The sequence below is a fragment of the Gilliamella sp. ESL0443 genome (genome assembly GCF_019469165.1).
In the GTDB taxonomy this organism is placed as follows: domain Bacteria; phylum Pseudomonadota; class Gammaproteobacteria; order Enterobacterales; family Orbaceae; genus Gilliamella; species Gilliamella apicola_E.
In genome coordinates, this window is sequence record NZ_CP048263.1 from 1,723,795 (window position 1) to 1,741,747 (window position 17,953).

The 17,953-nt window shown below is 34.0% G+C and carries 4 protein-coding genes; all 4 read right to left on the minus strand.

Annotated features, from left to right (window positions below):
* Window positions 1-747: 747 nt before the first annotated feature.
* Window positions 748-3,030, minus strand: a complete 2,283-nt coding sequence (gene pflB, locus GYM76_RS07870) for a formate C-acetyltransferase (RefSeq protein WP_220225109.1) — start codon at window positions 3,028-3,030, stop codon at window positions 748-750.
* A gap of 64 nt (window positions 3,031-3,094) precedes the next feature.
* Window positions 3,095-3,943, minus strand: coding sequence for a formate transporter FocA (gene focA, locus GYM76_RS07875; protein ID WP_218058385.1), 849 nt, complete (start codon window positions 3,941-3,943; stop codon window positions 3,095-3,097).
* 293 nt (window positions 3,944-4,236) lie between these two features.
* On the minus strand, window positions 4,237-14,052 hold the full coding sequence (locus tag GYM76_RS07880) for an SdrD B-like domain-containing protein (RefSeq protein ID WP_220225110.1): 9,816 nt from the start codon (window positions 14,050-14,052) through the stop codon (window positions 4,237-4,239).
* The gene (locus GYM76_RS07885; protein WP_220225111.1) at window positions 14,052-17,594 is read right to left on the minus strand and encodes a hypothetical protein; all 3,543 of its coding nucleotides are present in this window, start codon (window positions 17,592-17,594) and stop codon (window positions 14,052-14,054) included. Before GYM76_RS07885 ends, GYM76_RS07880 begins: the two co-directional genes overlap by 1 nt.
* Between the last annotated feature and the right edge of the window lie 359 nt (window positions 17,595-17,953).

Here is a 17,953-nt window from a genome sequence, read left to right on the forward strand (position 1 = left end):
ACAAATAGTTAAGATGTTGTCTGTTCGCCGATAGTGTTATGATGACGTATCCCCAATGTAAAAAGAGATATCCCACTATATACCTTTTTGGTTAGAGCTTGTCAGTAGCTTAAGCTCTTTACAATTCACGACGTTTATCAACAATTCACTTACGTTCATCTTTCTATTTAGCCTAGCCCCTCATGGCATGCTACTTGCCATTACTTAATGTTACCTCACGATAAACATTAACCTTGCTACTCCTCAAGGGGGTACATTGTCAGGAAGCTCCGCACCAGACCGTTACCAGTCTCGCACTATCCCTAGGCTACTGTTAGTCATATAACAGGTTGACTCGCACTTTTACCTAATTTATAAGCAATTGTGCTTCAACAATGATAATAACAGCTTATGCACTTATAACTTCACAATAGGTCAATTCTAGCTTAAACTATACGCTGATGGGTTCTTTCGTTTCCTTGGGCGTTTCAATAATCTCTTATTGAACTCCTTGGAATCTTCCAGAATATCAGATATGATTAGTTGAATTGTCCAAAGAATTTGTTCTTTAAAGTATGAGAGTTGTCTCCCACGGACTTTAATATATTCTTTACCGAATACAGGTTATACAATATCCTTTCGGACATGTATAAACGCCCTACTCGGATATTGTGAGGGTGGTTAATTAAAGTTGTTCACCTTAATTAACCCACCTAACTTTTGATTAAAAATCAAATAGTTAGGCGCATAAGTGCGCTCTTGTCGCACTTACATTGATTGTGTGAAAGTACGTGTAATAACGTCTTTTTGTTGTTCTTTAGTTAGTGAGTTGAAACGTACTGCATATCCAGAAACACGAATAGTTAATTGTGGATATTTTTCAGGGTGTTCCATCGCATCTAATAATGTTTCACGATTTAATACGTTAACATTTAAATGTTGACCACCTTCAATAGTAGCTTCGTGATGGAAGTAACCATCCATTAAACCAGCTAAGTTACGTTTACGAACATCATCATCTTTACCTAATGCATTAGGAACGATTGAGAAAGTATATGAAATACCATCTTTCGCATAAGCAAATGGTAGTTTAGCAACAGATGTTAATGAAGCAACTGCACCTTTTTGGTCACGTCCGTGCATTGGGTTAGCACCTGGTCCAAATGGAGCACCAGCACGACGACCGTCTGGAGTGTTACCTGTTTTCTTACCATATACAACGTTTGAAGTAATGGTTAATACAGACTGTGTAGGAATCGCATTACGATAAGTTTTAAGTTTTTGAATTTTCTTCATGAAACGTTCAACTAAATCAACTGCGATATCATCTACACGTGGATCGTTGTTACCGAATTGTGGATATTCACCTTCGATTTCAAAGTCCACTGCTAAACCATCTTCATCACGAATCGTTTTTACTTTTGCATATTTGATAGCTGATAATGAGTCAGCAGCAACAGATAGACCTGCAATACCACATGCCATTGTACGAATAATGTCACGATCATGTAGTGCCATTAATGATGCTTCATAGCTGTATTTGTCATGCATATAGTGAATTGCATTTAGTGCAGTTACGTATTGTTTTGCTAACCAATCCATAAAGTGATCTAAACGAGCAAATACTTTGTCAAAATCAAGGTATTCGTCAGTGATTGGATCTTCTTTTGGTCCAACTTGCATTTTAAGTTTTTCATCCACACCGCCATTGATTGCGTATAGAAGAGTTTTAGCAAGGTTGGCACGCGCACCGAAGAATTGCATTTGTTTACCAACGATCATCGGGCTTACACAACATGCGATTGCATAGTCATCGTTATTGAAGTCAGGACGCATTAAATCATCATTTTCATATTGTAATGATGAGGTATCAATAGATACTTTAGATGCGAACTCTTTGAATCCACTTGGTAACTGTTCTGACCAAAGAATAGTCATGTTAGGCTCAGGTGATGGACCCATTGTATATAGTGTGTTTAAGAAACGGAATGAAGTTTTAGTAACTAAAGTACGTCCGTCAACACCCATACCTGCGATTGATTCAGTTGCCCAAATTGGGTCACCAGAGAATAATTCATCATATTCAGGCGTACGTAAGAAACGAACCATACGTAATTTCATAACGAAATGGTCAACAATTTCTTGAGCGTCTTTTTCAGTAATTAAACCTGCTTCAAGGTCACGTTGGAAGTAAATATCAAAGAATGTAGAAGTACGACCAAGAGACATTGCCGCACCATTTTGAGATTTAACTGCAGCTAAGTAACCGAAATATGTCCATTGCACTGCTTCTTGAGCTGTTTTAGCTGGTCCAGAAATGTCGTAGCCATATTTAGCTGCCATTTCTTTGATTTGACCAAGAGCACGATGTTGTTCAGCGATTTCTTCACGACGTTGCATAGTCATTGCTAAATCAACACCATTTTCAAAATCAGCTTGTAATGAATTGAATTGAGCAAATTTATCTTGCATTAAGAAGTCGATACCGTAAAGTGCAACACGACGGTAATCACCAATGATACGACCACGACCATAAGCATCAGGAAGACCAGTGATAACACCTGATTTACGACAACGAAGGATATCCGGAGTATAGATGTCAAACACACCTTGGTTATGTGTTTTACGATAGTCAGTAAAGATTTTTTTGACTAATGGATCAAGCGTTCTGTTGTAAGCTTTACAAGAGTTCTCGATCATTTTGATACCACCAAACGGGATAATCGCGCGTTTTAATGGTTTTTCAGTTTGTAAACCAACAATCTTCTCTAAATCTTTTTCGATATAACCTGCATCATGAGCAGTAATAGTAGAGATTACACTTGTATCAAAATCTACAGGAGCATGAGTAGCATTTTCAATTTTAATGCCTTCCATGACTTTATCCCATAATTTAGTTGTAGCATCTGTTGCGCCAGCTAAAAAAGATTCATCACCCTCATATGGTGTGTAATTTTTTTGAATGAAATCGCGAACATTGACATTACTTTGCCAATCACCCTCTTTAAATCCTTTCCAAGCTGCTGCTTGTACTTCGTTTAAATTACTCATAGTTATTAACCTCAGGTTTACAAAAATATCTATCTACTCTTATATAAGGGTAAATATTATAAAATCAATGTGGCTTACGAAGATGTAAAGCCCAGTTAGGGATAGCGACTAACAAGCCTCCTAAAATATTCCCGATAGTAACAGGAATTAAATTATTTACAATAAAATGCTCTACGGTTAAAGCTTTAAATGAGTCAGGAGATATCCCAACAGTAGTCCAAAACTCAGGTGATGCAAAATTATTAATTACAATTCCCATAGGAATCATAAACATATTTGCAATACTATGTTCAAAACCACTTGCAACAAACATTGCTACAGGTAATACCATAATTAGCATTTTATCAAGTAGACTACGACCAGCATAACTCATCCAAGCAGCTAAGCAAACCATTAAATTAGCTAATAAACCAAGAAATACAGCTTCGATGAAAGTATGATGTAATTTATGGTCTGCGGTTTGTAATACATTCAATCCCCACAAACCATTGGCTACCATATATTGCCCAGAAAACCAAATAATTCCTACAAATAGTATAGCACCGATAAAGTTACCAATATAGACCAAAATCCAATTACGGAACATTTTTATCCAACTAATTTTATGTGTCATTTTAGGTAAAATGGTTAAAATAGTTGAAGTAAAAAGATCTGTTCCACAACATACAACAAGCATCAAACCTAACGAGAAGCAGATACCGCCAACTAATTTAGCCAAGCCAAAAGCAACGGTTGAAGTTCCTGTTGTAGCAGTAATATAGAAAACGAATGCGATAGAGATAAAAACACCTGCAAGGATAGCTGATACTATGGTACTAGTAGGGTTTTTATTTACTTTATAGTTGCCAAGTTCCTCGGCGATTTGGGTCATTTGCGCGGGAGAAAACGAGTCCACAAGCTTATCATTACTCAAGTTGACATCCTCAAAAAAACTATGCTTTTATGAGGCGCATAGTATACTACTAATTTAAGTCAGATCATCAATTTTTTAGTTAAAAAAAAACATTTTTTTTAACCAATTGTTTTTTTAGTTACTTTTCAATGTTTTTTTTCTGCACTTAAATAGTTAATATTTAGAGATAAACAATTATAAATCAATGTAATTATCAGTTAGAAATATAAAATTCCGCCCTTTTCCTAATAAATCAGAAAAGGACGGAAATTAAGGTGGTTTAAAATTTGGATCTTACGATCCAAATTCATTTGTTATTGACTCTTTTCCTCTGAAACTGTGAAGTCAACTTTACTTGGTAAGCCTGGTGATACTCTCACTACTTTAGGATTACGCCCAATTACTTCATAGCCTTTCGGTAGTGATCTTGTATCTAATTTAAGAACAAAATTCGCACCTCGTTCCCAACGTCCACCAGATACACCGACTATGTGATAACGACCACTAGCATCAGTTGTAATAATTTCACCACGTACAGTAACTAGTTTTACACCACCTAAGCCTTCTTCACCTTCGTCCTGAACACCATTACCATTTTTATCAACATACACTTTTCCGAAGATTAGTGCATCATCAAATAATGGATCAGCAGTAACAGTTACTGTTGCCTGAGAAGTATTAGATACAACTTTTCCATTTATTGAATTAACTGCTACAGCTGTATTAGTGTATTCACCTTGAGTGACACCAGCACCAACAACAAGCATATAGGTAAAGGTTAATTCACCTTTTGGTTTTAATTGAATAAGTTGTGAATTTACTGTTCTTCCTCCAGTAGGATCTTCAACTTTTTTACCATTAAGGCGAGTGGAGCCTTTAACAAATTTAAAGCCTGCTGGTAAAACGTCTTTGATCTTAATAGTTGAAACGCGTGAACTATTATTCGTTATTTTAATTGAGTAAGGAACAATATCACCAACCGTTACCTTATCTTTTAATGCAATTTTAGCAATAGTTATATCTGCATCTGAACTACGATAACCTAATAAAATTCCATATGCTAAATTACTTGTTCCATCATTTACCATAACTGGTACAGTATGTTCACCACCTACACCATTAAAGTTTATTGTAGCCGGTGGGTTAGAGAGATTAATTAAATCATGCTCAACTAAATTACCACTAGCATCTCTATACTTATCAAATGATGGTATTAGATCATATAAAGGATTACCTCGACCTACACTAACAGTTCCATCATTATAATCGCCATAAAGAACACGGATAAAGTAACGTGCGCTTGTACTACGAGTAGTATCACTGATTAGATTACGGAAATTAAATTTACCATTGTCATTGCTGGTCGAAACAATTGGACGACCATTTCTATCCATTATATGGTTTTTATTACCATCTAATAAGTAAACTTTAACTCCAGATAAACCTTTATAACCAGATACTCCAGTTAAACCAGCACCTTGATTATCATCTAGAACTTTACCTTCGATAATACCACCATTGATATAACCAAAGTTTTGATCAGATAACTTACCTGTAATATTTATAACGGCAATATTCGCAGTTTGCGGTAATTTTAATTCACCACTTGCATTATGATGCGCATCATCAGGGTCAAAGCTAGCTTTCAGTGTTGATGGTACACCAGCAATTTCAATACTCCATTTGCCCGGAATAAGATTAGCAACATCATAATCTATATCACCAGCAGCTAAATTACGTGTGAAGTTAATTGACGGATTATTCACATTTTTAAAGGTAATTGTTATTGGAGCATTAATAGCTGTATCTATTGAAGGATTATATTCTCCATCATCATTATTATCCAAGAACACTTTACCTTTAATGCCACTAATACCACTCCAAGCAAATGTAACGTTTTTAGCTTGGTCTGTTGCACTAGCAAACTGATAGGTTTCTTCCATCAAGTTATCTGTTTTATTGATTGTTGCTGCAATATTACTATCAGTAAGCATGAAGCTACTAATGTAACTATTACTTCCCATACTAACTTTAACTTTATAATTAATACCAGAAGCTAAATTTTCAAATTGATATTTACCAAGCTCATCAATATTTGTTCCAGTAGTAGTTGCGGCTTTCTTATCAATTAAATTATTGTCTACAAATAACTCAACTTGATAATTTGGAATTAGAGAATCAATACCGATATCCCGAGATGAAATAGCATTACCATCTTGAGTATCAACATCAATTACAACTTGACCGCTAATACTTGCTTGTCCCTTCAATCCAAAATCAACATTTGTGACCAAATTAGAAGATGTTGCTTCAATTTTAATTCTTGTTCCATTTGTTATAGATGTTGAATTTGAACCTTGAGGCTGAATTACATAACTGTAACTATAACCTGCAACGGCTGTTGCGTTTACAGTTACATCCCATTGACCTTCAGCTATATTATTAATTTCATATTGACCATTAGGATCACTAATTGCAGTTAATACTATATTATGATCATTAACATCTCTTGCCTCAACGGTAACTCCCGCTAAAGTTGTATCGTATGTTTGATGCACACCTTTTCCAGAAACATCTTTATAAATAGTTCCTTTCAAGGTTTTTTGGCTCTTATAACCATAGTCAATCTGAGCAAGATCTTGAGTAGCAGATGTTAATGCTAATGTATCATGATTAATTGCAAGTCCACCATTTATCATAGCAGGACTGAAACTGATTTGATAGCCAGCTCTAGTCAAGTTACTATCATTAACAGTCAATTCATAATCATTATATGCGGTAAGGTTTTCAAACTTATAACTACCGTCACTTCCTGTAGTTGTTGAAATAGCCGTTGTACCGTTTAAACCATTTGCTTTAAGGGTAACCTCTACACCGCTTAATGGTCTATCAATTGATGCTGCATGATAATTTAAACCGACATTATCATTTACATCCACGTCAACAACAACTTTACCTGATATTTTTGCACTACCTTTCAAACCGAAATTAATATTTTTTCCTACCGTATCATTTGACGAGATTATTATTTTCAATTCGCCTGGGTTAACTTCGCTAATAGTTGCATTACCTACGGCAGCATCAAAATAACTATAATTCCAACCTGAAGGTGAATTTGAAATTTTAATTATCCAAGTACCAGCAGTTAGATTGTTTAGTGAATAACTACCATCTGCAAGAGAAACTGCATTAATAGCTAAATTATTACTTTGATTAACTGCGGTAATTCCAACACCAGCTAACGGAGGATAGTTAGTATTATGCTGACCATTCCCCATAATGTCTTGATAGATATGTCCACTTATACCTAAATTAGATTTATAACCAAAGTCATTCCTATCCGATTGCGCAGCATCGCCTGAAATAGAAATTGTCGCAATATCCGAAGCAGTATTTGCAGATGCTTTACCCGAAGGACTAAAGCTGATGACATAACCATTTAATTTATTAGATGGGTCAGTCACTCTAATTCGGTAGCTGCCATTGGCTAAATTATCAAAAGTAAATTCACCATCACTATTCGATACAGCTTCCTTATAAATAACTGTATCACTATTTAGGTCTACCAATTTTATGGTTAAACCATCGACACCAGTATCGAGTGATGACAATTGCTCATCCGTATCATTATCAAACACGACTTTACCAGTAATCTTAGCTTGGCCTTTCATACCTAAATCAAGCTTGATCTCATTGCCAGTATTTGAATCTACTTCATAAGTGATACTATTATTATTGACAACAGTTGGAGTTACCAATTTTTCAACAAAATAACTATAGGTTAAATCAGTTCGTGTCGGATGAGAAACAGATACTGTCCATTTACCTTCAGTAATATTATTGAAGGTAAATTCACCGTTACTCCCTACAGTTTTAGTATAAGTTACATGCTTATTGTTAATCAATACGCCTTCAACTTTAACTACCGCCCCATCAAGTTTTGGATTAAATGTTTTTTCAGACTCATTCCCACCGATATCTAAATAAACATTCCCTGATAATTTACGAGCAAATTGATACCCAAACGCTCTTGTATTTGGATTTGTTTCAAAACTTGTATCATTTGGTCCATTAACATTAAACGTTGCTGTCGCAGATGCAGGTGATGGATATCCAGGACTAAAGACTAATTTATAATTAGAATCACTCACATTACTACTTATTTCATAATTATAAGCGCTCAATCCTGTTATTTCGAAAAGACCGTTTGATGCATCAACAGTAAATTCTTTTGTTTTAAATCCAGCTTTATTGGTTGCCGAAGTTAGTGTTATTTTCGGAGTTATAGGAGTAGCTAGCTGACCAAAGCTCATATCGTTAGAACTATATTGTTCATCACTATCACTATCAATAACGACATAACCGGTAATCTTACTATTACCTCGATAACCAATATCAATGTTATCAACAACACTTTGAGTAGTTGTCACTTCAACTTCTAACGATAAATTATTACCTGATTGTATTGGAACAACATTATTTCCAATAGTCGTATAATTTAGAACATAACTATTCCAATCAGTTATTGTTTGTGAAGATGCTGTTGAAATAGCCCATTTTCCTACCGGAACATTATCAAATGCAAAGTTACCATTTGGATCAGTTGTTGCTTCAAATGAAGTTTGTCCACCACTGAAAGTTGAACTTGATACTTTCGTTAGAACCAGTTTAACACCTGCAAAACTAGTGTCTGCACCGGTTCTATCTTTGCTATCATCAACATCAATAACAATTTGTCCTGATATTCGTCCAGTATATTTGAAAGCTGTACTGCTATTAAAATCATTATCAGTTAAAGGTTCAAAATTGAATGTATTAGTATTATTCGGTATATCAGTCGCTGGTACTAATACAGTCGAATTAGGCGTACTAACCTTAATTTGATAATTATAATCTTTTGGTAATTTATCAAACAAATATTGCCCATTTTTCGATGCATTACCATTCAATGCAATATTAGCCGTTTTTGTCTTCTTAAGCGTTTTAAAAGTATTTGTATTTGGTACTTGATAAGATAATTCAACCTCAACATCATTAGTCAGTTTTTGATCAGTTTTAATCTTATCATTATTATTATCTATCCAAACATCACCACCTAGTTGTTGTTTACCTAAAACTACATAGTGATTATCTAATGATCCCTCTTCTTTCAATGCTTTTACAGGAATAACAATATCTTGTACTCTATTACCTGCTTTACTGAATTTAAAGTCATAGTCCGGAAGAGTGTTCATTTCAATTTTAACTGAGTAATCAACATCATTTCCATATAAAAGATCTGCAAAATGATAGTGCCCATCGGTTGTCAATTGTGTCATTAACAACTGACCTGTACCATTTAAACCATCATAAAGCTTAACTGTTACTTGGTGTGAACTATTGATTAAATGTGCATACTCATTCAAATGACTTGTATCAGTATTAGTATCACTAAAATCAACATAAATATTACCTTGGATACCATCATGGCTTGCTTTGCTATAGAAGAAGGTTTTATCCGTTACCCCTGTATTAGTAATAGCAATACCTGAAATAGTATCAATTGGTTGAATGGTACTCACACTATTTCTAACAATAGCATAATTTGCTGGTGGTTGTTTCACATTTACCTTATAAGTTCCACTCGGCAAATTATAAAAGTGGTATTCGCCATTAGAATCACTATATTGACGTGCTAACTCTTTACCATTTCCATCAACTAAACTTAATAAAACATTCTTTAATGGTTTATAGTTTGCTGGTTCTGGATCATCAATCAATGTTTTACCAGCAATACCACTATTTTTTGCTGTAGGACTATTAATACCATCTGAAGGATTTGGGTTCGTTCCTCCTGCTAATAAAAAGTATTTACTTCTTTGACTTTCTCTTCCTGTACTAAAATTGATTGGAGATAAAATCGTATTAGTATTATTATCCACATTAGAAATAACACCATAACCAGTTGGAGGTACAATTTCTATAAAATAAGTATCATTGAGTTGATTTTTATCTAAATCAAAACTGTAAACCCCAATTTGATTTGTTTGTATTGTCTTAAATGGTGAACTATTCGTAGAACCTTTATACAAATTAATAGTAACATTTTGTACTGGCATATCACCTGTTTTATCAAAATGAATATCTGCTACACCATTATTATTAATATCAATCAATACATAGCCATAAATAGAAGTGTCACCTTCTTTTTTATAAAGAAAATCTAACGCTCCACTAGTAACAGTTGGATTACTTTGTGTAATTTTGATATTAGAAATTGTGTCAGATAAACTTTTTAATTCATAACGAGTCTTATCTAAACCTTCATCTGTGACTTTAATTGTATAGTCATCATATAAAAGATTTGTAAACTTATAATTACCGTCACGATCGGTCGTTGTAAATGAGTATAAATTACCATCACGATATAATTCTACTCGAACTCCAGTCATTGGTACGTCACCGCTACTAGGCTCAAAAGCGCCATTATTATCGTAGTCGTAATAAAGTTTCCCACCAATTTCTGTTGTTTCTCTTAATCTTAATAACCAATATTGATCTCGAGCACCACTTGGCGATATTCCAACTTTCATATACTCCAAACCCTTTTGTACCTTGTTGGGTAAGAAGTTTCCTTTTATTTCACTGCTATTTCCTACTATTTCAAATGCATTATCTAATCCTTTGAGTTTTAACATCATATTGGAAAGGTATAATTTATTTTTTCTTCTTGAGGTAGATAGATTATAAACAAAGCTACCTTTTTGTTTTACTTCATTATCAGTAAAATCTGGTGTATCAAAGATTGATTCAAAATTTCCATTGTAATACTTATTGTAAAGACGAGGAGTAAACACCCCTTCAACAGTTATTTGGGAAGAATTATATTTTTCTAATTGTTCCTTAGTTAACAATATTGACTGTTCATTCTTAACATTTGAACCAGTAACATCTAAATACAAGTTACCTGTAATACCTTCAGTTAAAGCATCTGGAGCTCTAGTTGCTTGCATAAACCACTGTTTATCTGCTTGCATATCATTAGCTAAAGAACCATCAGCTAAAACTTCAAACTCTAATGTACCAGGACTAGTGGCTGGATCTTGATCTGCTATATCAATATAGTCAAAAGTGTTAGTGTCATGAACAATTCGATATTTGCCCTTTGGTAGTGATTTTAAATTGAATGTTCGATAATAATCACCAAGTTTAGACCAATATGCCCATTTATTAGTCTCCTTATCCCAATAATATAATACAAAGAGCCCTTTACCATTTTCACTTGATTGATCACCAGCATATTCAGTGTCACCATTTAAATCATTAACTGGACCACCAGAAATAGTACCTTTACCTTGCATAAGAAAGTTTTTAGTAATAGGTGCATCAAGTTTTGTAAAGCTAACTCTATAAAAAGGATATAAATTCTCACGAGGATTAGTAACTGTTTTTATTCCATCATATTTTACCTTAATCATGTAATTTTTATTAGCAGTTACACCATTAAGTTGACTATCAAATAAATACTCGCCTTTATCATCTGTAATTTTCTTATCAAGGAAATTCCTACCGTTTTCTGTACAATCGCTTTCATCACCATCTTGGCAAAGTAAAACAGTTGCATATTTCAATGGCAAATCATTAGAATTATAAAGTTGTCCAGTCTGTATTATACTGTCGCCTAGCCATGTATCAAGATATACGGTTCCTCGTATTACATATTCATTGACTTTCAATTTATACCAAAAATTAGTATTAGTATTATATGTATTACCTCCATTAACTGATATTTCAATTTGTGAGATTGTTCTTTGGTTATTACTTGGATCTATTAAAAAACCGTTATTTTTATCGTTATTTTCAAATACTAAATCACCGTCTTTTATATTACTAGCTAAACCATATATTTGTTTGGCAGTAATTCGATAATCACCGTTTGGTATATTTGTAAATTCATATTTACCATTTTCATCAGTAGAAAAGACAGTAAATTCAGTCCATCTACCTTGAACTTTCCTTTCTAAAACAACTCGATTATATTTAATAGGAGTATCATAACCAGGTACATAACTACCTAAAGCATCAGGGTGACTATTATTTAAATAAATATAACCTGATATAGTATTTCTTTGTTTAGGTGTGAAATATAATGCATCTTCCCAATTTTTACCAGGAATTACAGTTATTTCATAATTCTGGTTTCTTGATCTAGGTGTATCTAAAAGAGTATCATCATAATCCACGACTGAATAATAAAATAAACCAGCGCGATCAACGAAATAATTTTGAGAACCTCTTAAACCATAAAATCCTGGTGTTTGATATGAAACTTCAAGTTTATTATTTTTAGAATCAGTTGCTTGTGTAACCCCATCTTCTTCATAAAACACTATTTTGGTATAGGTACCTGCCGACTGAGCCTCTAATCCATTGTAAGTTGTACTCCAGCTCCAATGTCCACCAGCTGTTTCTAGATAATTAACAACAAATAAATCACCTAGCTTATCTAGTATTGATGAATACCAGAAATTTTGATTTGCTATTTTATCACCTAAATTAGGTAAAATAATTTCTTTTCCAGCAATATTGTCTTTTGTGTTATTGCTTAATGTCACTTTACCTTTATGACTACTTCTTGATTTTGGTGAAGTACTTGTTGATTTACCATCCGTATCATTGATGAAAAAGAATTTACTTTTATCAATACCTTTTTCAGTCAATACAACTTTGTAATCTTTACCTTTAGTAAGACCTATAAATTGGTAAAACCCTGAAGAACCTTCTGTGTTTACAGTAGAAATTTTCTTCCATGCAGAACCATCATGTTGATGAAGTTCAACTACAGTTGCAATACCAACATCTCCGGCCGAAGCATCATAAAGGTTATTGCCCGTTTTACCAGAATCAGGACCTGCTTGAATATATTTTTGAATTTTAAAAACATTACCAGATATACTTGATAAAGTTTTATCTTTTGGATCGATTTGAAAAACGAAATCAGGACCAGTAGGAATACCTATTGCATCGGGTATTTTTGCTTTCTTTTTTAAATCACTTTGTAAGTATTTATATGGAGGAGCTGGTACGCCCGATACTACAATATCATAAGTCGCTACAGGTAAGTCGATGAAACCATAGAAACCATCAACCCCAGTTGTAACAGTTGTTGTTCCCATTACAGGAATATTGGTATTTTCATAATAAATATTTACTTTGATACCTTCTATACCTATATCTGTATTGACCGTATACAGTCCATCATTATCTATATCGGTTACAACAACACCATCTAGTTTATTTTGATTTCGTTGTTTAAGATTAAAAGAGCCTTTTTGTACCGCCCCTTTCATTAAGAATTTAACTTTGTCTTCATAAACATTATTACCATTAGGTAAGGTTACATCCCACAATTTATACTTTAAATTTTTTAGGAAGACATCAACTTCGTTATCGAAGTAAACAGTATATTCATCATTCAATAATGTATTTTTTATCTCTATCTCACCATTAGTATCAGTATTTAACACTATGACATTTTTGGTTGATGAATTAAGTAATTTAACAGGGATATTACCAACCCCCTGATTATTATCATTTTTAACTTTAAGATAAATTGATCCTCCATTACCTTTTAAAAATAGGTTTTGACCTAATTCCCCCGTCATACCATTTATCGAAACTGACTTCGCTACACTTTCATTATTACTAGTTTTTACTTCAATCTTATAAGAACCTAATGAAGAGACATCAAATTGAAAGGTCCCACTATCATCAGTTTGTACGCTAGCAATTTTCGCACCTGTATAATCTTTTAGTTCAACAGGTAAGTTTTTTAATGGGAAGTTGACATTATTAGATTTACCATCATAATCTAGAAAAACCTTACCTGAAATCGGTATCGCGTTTGCTACCGATAGAGCCATAAACGAAATAAAAAATGAGAACAACACTAAGTTAAAGTGTTTTATTATCGCTTTATAATTAAAAATTTTTACTAATGATCTTTCTTTAGATTTTGCGTTATGCTCAGTTCGCATTATCTTATCTCCTGATATGCGTAAATTCTTTTTAACGTTTTCAACTTTTTGATCTGATTTAACTTGCATATGTAAATGCGGTTGACCATTTTTAACTTTTTGCCAACTTTTCATTAGAAACTCCCCACGACATTTACAAACCAACCATGTGAACGATAGTTCAGGTGCGTTAAGTTATCGTTATAATCAGTGAAGTTGTAACCTACACCCATCTTGATATTGTCACCAACATTGCGATAAACACTTGTGACTAAACCATCTTTATGGTCATCAGCTAAACTTGTGCGTAAGGTTCTTCCTTCTACTTGATATTCCCAATCGCCAAGCTTGTAATTGACTCTTAAGGCATATAAGTCTGCGCCTGATGAGTACCAATTACTTTCGCTTTTGTAACGTAAATGCCCTTGACGGTGCGCCGCTTTAAACGCCGTTTCCCAATTTGCATTCCATTCATAAACCCCTTCTAACGACCACACCCAGCTCTTCTGATCATATAAGCTTGATGTGTAACTTTTACTGCCTGATGAGGTAGAGTTTGCGATTAGTTGATCGTCAGGATCTAATCCATATACATAGGTTAGTTTTCCAAACAGATTTAGGTTATTAATGGCTTGGGGTCGATAAGCAAAACCAACCATAGATTCAGTATAATTGCTCACAACTTTATCATCGCGTTCACCTAATGTTTTAGCAAAATCAAACTGAGTAAGCCAACTTAAGTTCTCACTTACGATAGTTTTAGCTCGGTTTGTCGTTACCCATTGTTTGATACGCTCACTCGCTTCATCTATACGATATTCAAGGCGGTTACGCATTTGAAACTTGTCATTTTTAAAGCCATAACCTACTGCATATACATCTCGGCGAGTTTCATCATTTCCCGTCAGACTGGTACTATTTCGATTACGGTTATTTACTCGACCTATAGAGTAAGACCCTTCGACATATTGCGCTTCAGTTGGCTTATAATTGACACCATAGATATCTGAAGTAGTGTGATCGATTTTGCTGGTTTTAAATTGACGCTCAGAATATAACTCCATTTTACTTGTCGCATTGGTTTTTCCACCAAAAACAGTAGTTATTCCACGACCAGAAGTTGAATCGACATCATTTAATAATTTAGTGTATAAACTGGTTCGTTCATTAACATCCCAGCTACCTTGTACACCACCTCCTGCACCTCGGTTAGAACCAAAAACTTCAGCACCGATATTGATGTTTTCTGTCACTTGAGAGTTATAACCTAACGTTGTGCGGTTATCATCGGCAACATCGCCTGATTTATTTAAGGTTAATTGTTGGATGATATAACCTTTATCTCGACCATCAAAAAATGAACGTTCTAATTTTGCTGCCACTAATGTTTCTTTAGTTGAATCACTACCATAATTATGATCATTTCGTTGTTGGAGCTCTAAAGCGGTTTTATATAATTCACCTAAGGCAGTGTAATATTGTGCACGAGTAATTCGTTCAACGTAATTTGCTTTATCTTTTTCTTGGCTATGACCAACCAATACACCTTGTTTATCTGGTTCAAAGTCATAACGCAATTCACCGCCCCACTCTTCTAAATCACTACTACGAGCTTTAGCAAAAGATGAAAAACCTTCTTGTTGCATCGAGTAATAGCCTTTGAAGCTTAGTGGAACATCTTTTTCGGTAAAATCATTAAAATCGATTTTTTGTTCTATTTTCCAAGCGGCTCCACGAGTATCACCTGATAGCACAGTTTCAGTAAATGATAGACCACCATTGCTCGATACAAATATATCATTCATTTTCGCTTTGGTTTTGGCGTATTCTAATTGAGTATGTGTTCCTTGCGTTGGCCTTACAATTAAATCCACACCTTTCAATTCATAATTATCACCACTAGCCTGATCTTCACTTAGGTAAGTCCCCCCAATACGTAGATAATCGTTTAACCAGTGATAAGCTCTTCCACCAAATACTTTCTGACCTTCAAGATCAAATCCATCCGAGTAATATTCATATTCAGCAATAATCCAAACTGGGTCACCACCAACTAAATTTCCACCTTCGATAATAGAACTACCCGAGCCACCACTGGAGGTCATCGGTAATGGTTTAGTTAGCATTATACGACCTTGGAATTGGTTAACTTCATAATCCACACCTTCGTTTAAGGTGCTGGTGCTTAATACTCGTCCAGTGTTACGATCACGCACTTCGACAGAAAGTTTTAAACTACCCTGAGTTACACGTTGATGTTTCAAAAAGTATAAGCTACCACCCGTTGAGGCTAATTCATTGTGACTACCTCGTGTTTCACCATTTGATAAAAATATGGTGGCTAATGTACGAGTATCACCATATTTTGTTGTCTGCTCACTTTCATGGTAAAGCTTAGCACCGTATAGACTTCGGTTAAAATTTGCAAATTCATTGCCAGTAATTTGGGTATTATAATTACCCCATAACGCGTAATTTTTTCCTTTCTCTAACTTAACATAGAATTTACCTTCGGTATCAACATCACTTTCAGTGGTTGAGTCATCACCATAAATTGGATAATAAGCTTGAGGATCGATTTCTCGAACAAAACGCGTTGGGTCTTTTTCACCTAAATGACCAAACGCATTTTTTAATTTGGTTTCGGTGGTATCTAAATGAGCTGTTAAACGATAATCTTCTTTATTGGCTTTTAAATAAAATGCGACTCGACCATCCCAACTACCTTTACCACTATAATGATGGCTATCAGCATCTTCCACTATTGATTGACCTTCACCACTAACATTATTTTGAGCATAAGTGACATCAACAATACCGACATAAAAAACATCATTTTCTTTTTGAACAACTAATTTTTCGTTTTGTGAATGAGTTTGACCAAATTCATCTTTCCAAGTTAAATCGAACTGATATTCTCCTGGCGATAAGATCATCTCTCGCATAGCACGACCACTATTGTCCACCACCAATCGTTCACCATTTAACATCACATCTTTTTTATCTTTTAGTCCCGCCATTTGAATGACAACTTTACGATCCTGCGCACCACTGACAATGCCTTGATGATCGATCCGACTTTCTCCAAAACCAGGAATAGTACTATCTGATTTTAATTTACCAAAGGTCAAGTTAGTGGCTGGTGAGAAAGAAACATTAGATTTGCTATATGAAATAAATTCACTCTCTTGTTTTATACCACGCCCTAATGTACTAAAGTTAACGGCATGAACGTTATCTTTTAAACCGTCATGACTAGTCGTGGTTAAAATCGCTTTATAATCACTATCAATTGACAATGGTTCTCCATTGTCGGTATCACCTTGCCACAATAGTGCTTCATATGGGCTAATTTCATTAAACTTCAATGTTTTTATTGGATGTTGGTTATCAACATCAGATTGGCGATAAATAGTGATTTGATATTCTGCTATTTTACTCGGATAGTTGGTATAAACATAAAGCCCCATTGGGGTATTGAATAAACCTTGGGATGTTAATTTAAGTTTCGGATTATAGATACTTAAATTTAGTTTTTCCGCTGAATTAAATTCATCGCGGATAATATTTAATTTTGGTACGGTCTCTGTACTCGCATAAACACTATTTGAACCAAGTAAAAATGCAGCACTTATACTTAGATAAGAAATGTTACGGAAACGATTAAATTTGACCATGAACTATTATTTCCTTTCACTTAAATACATCTTGTTGTTATAAAAATAGAGCTGAAGAAATTTCAAAATTAAAGAAATGAAAATTTTCTATATGTTCATTTACAAACATATAAATATTAGAAATTTATTATAAAAATGTTGATATATTCTAGATTTGCCATTGATAGCCAGCAACTTCATATTTGATAAGAGTTGTAAGTCAAAATATTATTATAAAACAAATTGTTATGCGTTATTTACAACTCTTGTGGTAAGCTATTTTTAAGAAATGAAAGGGGAAGGTTAAAATATTAAATTTTGCATAAGAAATTTAATATTTGTTAAAAGGACCATCACAATATTATTTATTTAAAATAATG